Origin of the sequence: Klebsiella sp. MS 92-3, from assembly GCF_000195655.1 — a bacterium.
GTDB classification, from domain to species: Bacteria; Pseudomonadota; Gammaproteobacteria; order Enterobacterales; family Enterobacteriaceae; genus Klebsiella; species Klebsiella pneumoniae.
The window spans coordinates 14343-19435 of sequence record NZ_GL882731.1 but is presented as its reverse complement, the minus strand read 5'-3'; the positions used below and the strand labels follow the sequence as shown (position 1 = coordinate 19435).

The window sequence follows — 5093 nt, the reverse complement described above, 5'->3', positions numbered from 1 at the left end:
GGCGATGACGGGTAAAGCGTCACTTCACTTCCGCCAGCGCGGTCTTATCCACATACGGTTTCATCAGCGCGTCGGCTTCCTTCTGCGCCGCCTGCACCGCCGCTTCCGGCGTCACTTTGGCATCATTGACCACCGCCGCCAGCTGGTTCTCCATCGCCTTACGCACCGCCACGGTCTCCCAGGTGGAGTACCATGGATGGGCGTACTTCAGCTGCTCAAGGGCGATCGCCGCCCGCGGATCCTGCTGCAGATAGGCCTTCATCTCCGGCGTATCGTATGACGCCTTGCGCGGCGAGAAGTAGCCGGTGAAGCGGCTCCACGCGCCGTTCACGTCGGGGCTCACCAGATAGGTCAGGAACTGATACGCCGCTTTCTTCTGCGCCTCGCTGATGCCTTTAAAACTCACCAGGCTGGCGCCGCCGATCGGCACCGCGCGCTGCTCTTTGGCCGGCAGCATCGCCACCCCAAGCTCAAAGTCTTTGCTGTTCTCGCGCATAAAGCCCAGCGCGCCAGTGCTGAGCATCGCCATCCCGAGCTTGCCGGAGAAGAACGCGGCGCTGATCTGCTTCGAGTTCAAGACCCCGGACGGCATCACCTTGTCCTTGTAGATCAGATCCTGCCAGAAGCGCAGAGCGCCGATGGCGGTCGGCGAGTTGTAATAGACCTCGCCCGGATAGTCTTCGTTAAAGTATTTCCCGCCGTTGGCGCGCACCAGCGCCGAGAAGATCCAGCCGCCGTAGTCGTCGTTAGTCGACGGCAGCATGATCCCCCACTGGCCTTTGCTCTCGTCGGTCAGCTTTTTGGCATCGGCCAGCAGCTCGGCCCAGGTCTGCGGCGGCTGTTTGATCCCGGCCCGATCGAACATCGTCTTGTTGTAGTAGAGGATCGGCGTCGAGTTATGGAACGGGATCGCATAGGTGGTGCCCATCACCTGGGCGTTCTTATGCATCGCGGGCCAGAATTCCTTGTGCAGAAAATCGCCGGCCTTTTGATCGCCATATTTAAACAGCTCATCCATCGGCAGGATCTCATCCTTCAGCGCCAGATCGGTGGTGAAGTTGGCGGACATGATCACCAGCGCCGGCGGCTGGCCGGCCTTCTGCGCCGATTCGGCTTTGATCTTGGTGGTGTCGTAGTTGCCGGTGAAGATGCCGCGCACTTCGACATCCTGCTGCGAGTCGTTGAATTGCTTAATGACGCGGGTCATCTCCATGGTCAGCTTGCCGTCCACCGGCGCCGGGAACATGAAGTCTATTTTCTCTTTTGCCAGCGCCGCGCCGCTCAGGGCAAGGCTGAGGCCAACCGCGACTAGCGTAAAAGGTTTAAACATGATTACACTCCATCAACAAATTATGCTGGGTCTCAGCATGAAAAAGATGCACATCGGCAGGTGAGAAGCCGACCAGTAGCGACTCGCCTTTCTCCGGCACCGTGCCGCGGTGGCGGCGGCTAAAGCGCAGGGTGCCGATCGGGGTGCTGACGTGGAGCAGGTAATCGGCCCCCATCAGTTCTCGTTGCAGAACGGTGGCCGGCAGGCGCAGATGGCCCTCCTCTACGCGGTCGGTAATATGTTCCGGGCGAACGCCCAGCCAGACGCGGGTCTGATCCCGGTGGCGCGGCGGCAGTGGATGGCGTTGTTCGCCAAGCTGAACGTTGCCGTCAACGCAGGGGAGCGATAGCAGGTTCATCGCCGGCGAACCGATAAATCCGGCCACGAACAGATTGGCCGGGTTGGCATACAGATATTCTGGCCGTCCTACCTGCTGCACGTGGCCGCCGTTCATCACCACGATGCGGTCGGCCATCGACATCGCCTCGGTCTGATCGTGGGTCACATAGATGGTGCTGGTTTTCAGCTGCTGGTGGAGCGCCATAATGCTGTCGCGCACTTCGCTGCGCAGGCGGGCGTCGAGGTTGGAGAGCGGCTCGTCCATCAGGAACAGCCGCGGATTGCGCACAATCGCCCGGGCCATCGCCACCCGCTGGCGCTGGCCGCCGGAGAGCTTCGCCGGTTTGCGGTCGAGCAGCGCCTCCAGCTGCAGCATCTGCGCCACTTTATCCACCCGCGGCTGCCAGCTGCTTTTCTCTTCCTTGCGCACCTTCATGCCGAAGGTGATGTTGTCGCGCACCGACAGATGCGGAAACAGGGCATAGTTCTGGAAGATCATCGCGAAGTTGCGCTCGCGCGGCGTGGCGGCGGTGATGTTCTCATCATGCAGCCAGATTTGGCCTTCGCTGACCGGTTCCAGCCCGGCGAGCAGGCGTAGCAGGGTGCTTTTCCCGCAGCCCGACGGGCCGACCAGCACCACGAATTCACCTTCGTGAATATCCAGCGACAGGGCGCTGAGCGCCGGTTTGCCGTCGAAACGTTTACTGATGTTTTGCAGACTGAGCATGGCGGTTAGCGCTCTTCCGTTGGGCAACTGATGTTTTCGTCGTACAGCCACGGCCCGGCGTAGTGGGCCAGCGAGTGCTGGTAGCTCACCCACTGCTCGCCGACCTGACGGTGCATCAGGCACGAGGCCGGAGAGAGGTCGTAATAGGGCCGGGTGTCTTCGTGGCAGTACGGCACCTGATGAACGGTGCCGGGAATGGTGGAGATCAGCGCCTGGCGATACTGGGTCATGGTCAGGCTGTGGTTATGGCCGCAGAAGATGCGCGTCAGCGACGGGAAACGCTCCACCAGCGCCAGCAGACGGTGGCCGTTTTCGCAGGCGATAGGGTCCATCTGCGCATTGCCCAGCGGCAGCGGCGGGTGGTGCATAAAGATGGTCGCCGGTTTGTCGCCGCCCTCGAACAGCTGCGCTTCCAGCCAGCCGATGGTCTCGTCGGTCAGCCAGCCTTTTGACGTGCCGGCATGACTGGAGTCGATAAACAGCAGGCGGGTGGCGAAGTCATCCACCGCATAGCGCATATTTTGCGGATCGTTGCCCAGCTGCGGGCACAGCGGGTGAAGATGCTCGAGAAAATGGGCTTTGTCGTCGTGGTTGCCGGGGATCAGATACAGCGGATAGTTCAGGCTGCCGAGGATCTGGCGGGCCACCTGATACTCCTCCGGGCGGCCGCAGTTGACGATATCCCCGCTCACCACCACCGCGTCCGGGCGCTCGCGCAGCGCGTTAAGCTGGGAGACCACGTCGGCGTTGGCGGCATTGACGTCGATAAAGCCGTACAGCTTCTCGCCGCGGCTGCGGAAATGGGTATCGGAAATGTGCGCTAACAGCATGAATCACTCCTTATTTGATCCCGGAGAAGCCGAAGCTCCGCAGGAACTGTTTCTGAAAAAGGATGAACGCCAGCATCAGCGGCAGGCAGACCATCAGCGTCCCGGCGCCGATGGTGCCCCACTGGCCGCCGGATTCGGCGCCCATGGCGAAGGAGACCAGCCCGACGGTCAGCACCTGCTTATCGGGATCGTTGAGCATCATCAGCGGCCACAGGTACTCGTTCCAGTGGTAGGTAATGCTGACGGTGGCGAAGGCCAGCACCGACGGCCAGGACATCGGCAGCAGCACGCGGAACAGCACCTGCCACCAGCGGCAGCCCTCCATCAGCGCCGCCTCTTCCAGCTCTTTCGGAATGGCGAGGAACGCCTGACGCATCAGGAACACGCCGAACGCCGAGGTGAAGTAGGGCATCATCACCCCGGTGAGGGTGTTGAGCAGGCCGAAGGTTTTCAGGGTCAGCATGTTTGGCACCATCATCACCACCGGCATGATCATCAGCTGCACCAGGAACAGGAGAAACAGCGTCTGCTTGCCGCGAAACTCGTGGCAGGCGAAGACGTACCCGGCGGTGGTGATGGTCAACAGCTGCACGAAGAAGGTGCCGAAGGTGAAGATAAGGGTGTTGGCGTACAGGCTCAGCCAGTCGGCGCTCTGCCAGGCGTCGCGGAAGTTATCGAGAGTCAGCGGCAGGCGCGGCAGCAGCGACGCCATATCGTCGCCGAAGGTGGTAGCGCTGAACGAGGTCGCCAGCATCCAGATAAACGGGCTGACCCACAGCAGCGCCATGCAGCACATCAATACTGTGAGCGTAAAGGGCGACGAGCGGCGCAGGCGCAGCCACAGCGGACGGGCGGCGGCGGGCGTGCGGACCAGCAGCGGCGAGATTTCAGCGCTCATAGTGGGCTCCTTTCTCCAGCAGTTTCAGGTTAATCAGCGAGAAGGCGAACAGCCCGGCCAGGGTGAGGAAGGTGGCGGCGGAGGCTTTACCGAGGTCGTGGGTATCCCAGGCGAGATTCTGGATGTAATAGAGCAGCACGGTGGTGGCGTTGTCCGGCCCGCCGCGGGTCATCACCGCCACGTGGTCGATCTGGGTGATGGAGTAGATCAGCGCGGTGGTGATCACAAAGCTCAGGGTCGGGCGCAGCAGCGGTAGCGTGACCTTAAAAAAGACCTGCGTGCGGGTAGCCCCCTCCATCAGCGCCGCTTCCCGCGTCGAGGCCGGAATGCTCTGCAGCCCAGCGAGGAAAAACAGCATGTAGTAGCCGGCGAACTTCCACACGCCGATCAGCGCCAGGGCCAGCAGCGCGCTGTTGCTGCGCCCCAGCCAGTTGTTGTTCATCGGCCCGAACAGCTTCGCCAGATAGTGGTCGAGCAGGCCGAGGCCGGGCATAAAGATAAACAGCCACAGCGCGGCGGCGCTGACCATCGGGATAATCATCGGGAAGAAAAAGGCGGTGCGCAGCCAGCGGTTGACACGATGGTTCTCGCTGAGGGCGACCGCCAGCAGCAGGGCGAGGGTCACCCCGGGCACCACCGTCAGCAGGATATAGAGCAGGTTATTGCCCAGCGACTGCCAGAAGACGTTATCGGCAAACAGGCGGGCGAAGTTATCCAGCCCGACGTACTGTGCGCCGTCGCTGGCCATGCGGGTATCAAACAGGCTGTCATACACCGAACGCCCCAGCGGGAACCAGGTAAACAGCAGTAAAAACAGCAGGGAAGGCGACAGGATCAGCCAGGGAAGCCAGGTCTTTCTCATGGTGACGCGCATCTCGTTCAGCCATTTATCGAAGCCCGGATTGTGGGAAGCAATGACTACAGAGGCATGGCGGGGAGATGACGGTTTGATGAAGCGACGGGGAAAAC

At 61.6% G+C, this 5093-nt stretch carries 5 protein-coding genes; all 5 read right to left on the bottom strand.

Annotated elements, in window-relative coordinates:
* Nucleotides 1-19 precede the first annotated feature (19 nt).
* The 5 genes from HMPREF9538_RS23700 to HMPREF9538_RS23720 are packed head-to-tail and all read right to left on the bottom strand — an operon-like array spanning nt 20 to nt 4998.
* Nucleotides 20-1330: an ABC transporter substrate-binding protein gene (locus HMPREF9538_RS23700; RefSeq protein ID WP_009484070.1), complete on the bottom strand. Its 1311-nt coding sequence runs from the start codon at nt 1328-1330 to the stop codon at nt 20-22.
* Nucleotides 1323-2396 (bottom strand): ABC transporter ATP-binding protein, encoded by a 1074-nt coding sequence (locus tag HMPREF9538_RS23705; protein ID WP_009484069.1) that lies wholly within the window; start codon nt 2394-2396, stop codon nt 1323-1325. Before HMPREF9538_RS23705 ends, HMPREF9538_RS23700 begins: the two co-directional genes overlap by 8 nt.
* A gap of 5 nt (nt 2397-2401) precedes the next feature.
* Nucleotides 2402-3226: a phosphodiesterase gene (locus tag HMPREF9538_RS23710; RefSeq protein ID WP_004178398.1), complete on the bottom strand. Its 825-nt coding sequence runs from the start codon at nt 3224-3226 to the stop codon at nt 2402-2404.
* Nucleotides 3227-3236: 10 nt separating this feature from the next.
* On the bottom strand, nt 3237-4124 hold the full coding sequence (locus HMPREF9538_RS23715) for a carbohydrate ABC transporter permease (protein ID WP_009484068.1): 888 nt from the start codon (nt 4122-4124) through the stop codon (nt 3237-3239).
* Nucleotides 4114-4998: a carbohydrate ABC transporter permease gene (locus tag HMPREF9538_RS23720; RefSeq protein WP_004146807.1), complete on the bottom strand. Its 885-nt coding sequence runs from the start codon at nt 4996-4998 to the stop codon at nt 4114-4116. Before HMPREF9538_RS23720 ends, HMPREF9538_RS23715 begins: the two co-directional genes overlap by 11 nt.
* Between the last annotated feature and the right edge of the window lie 95 nt (nt 4999-5093).

Excerpts from the sequence above, each read along its gene's own strand:
- HMPREF9538_RS23705 (WP_009484069.1), bottom strand. The coding sequence starts at position 2,396 with ATGCTCAGTCTGCAAAACATCAGTAAACGTTTCGACGGCAAACCGGCG.
- HMPREF9538_RS23700 (WP_009484070.1), bottom strand. The coding sequence starts at position 1,330 with ATGTTTAAACCTTTTACGCTAGTCGCGGTTGGCCTCAGCCTTGCCCTG.
- HMPREF9538_RS23715 (WP_009484068.1), bottom strand. The coding sequence starts at position 4,124 with ATGAGCGCTGAAATCTCGCCGCTGCTGGTCCGCACGCCCGCCGCCGCC.
- HMPREF9538_RS23720 (WP_004146807.1), bottom strand. The coding sequence starts at position 4,998 with ATGCGCGTCACCATGAGAAAGACCTGGCTTCCCTGGCTGATCCTGTCG.
- HMPREF9538_RS23710 (WP_004178398.1), bottom strand. The coding sequence starts at position 3,226 with ATGCTGTTAGCGCACATTTCCGATACCCATTTCCGCAGCCGCGGCGAG.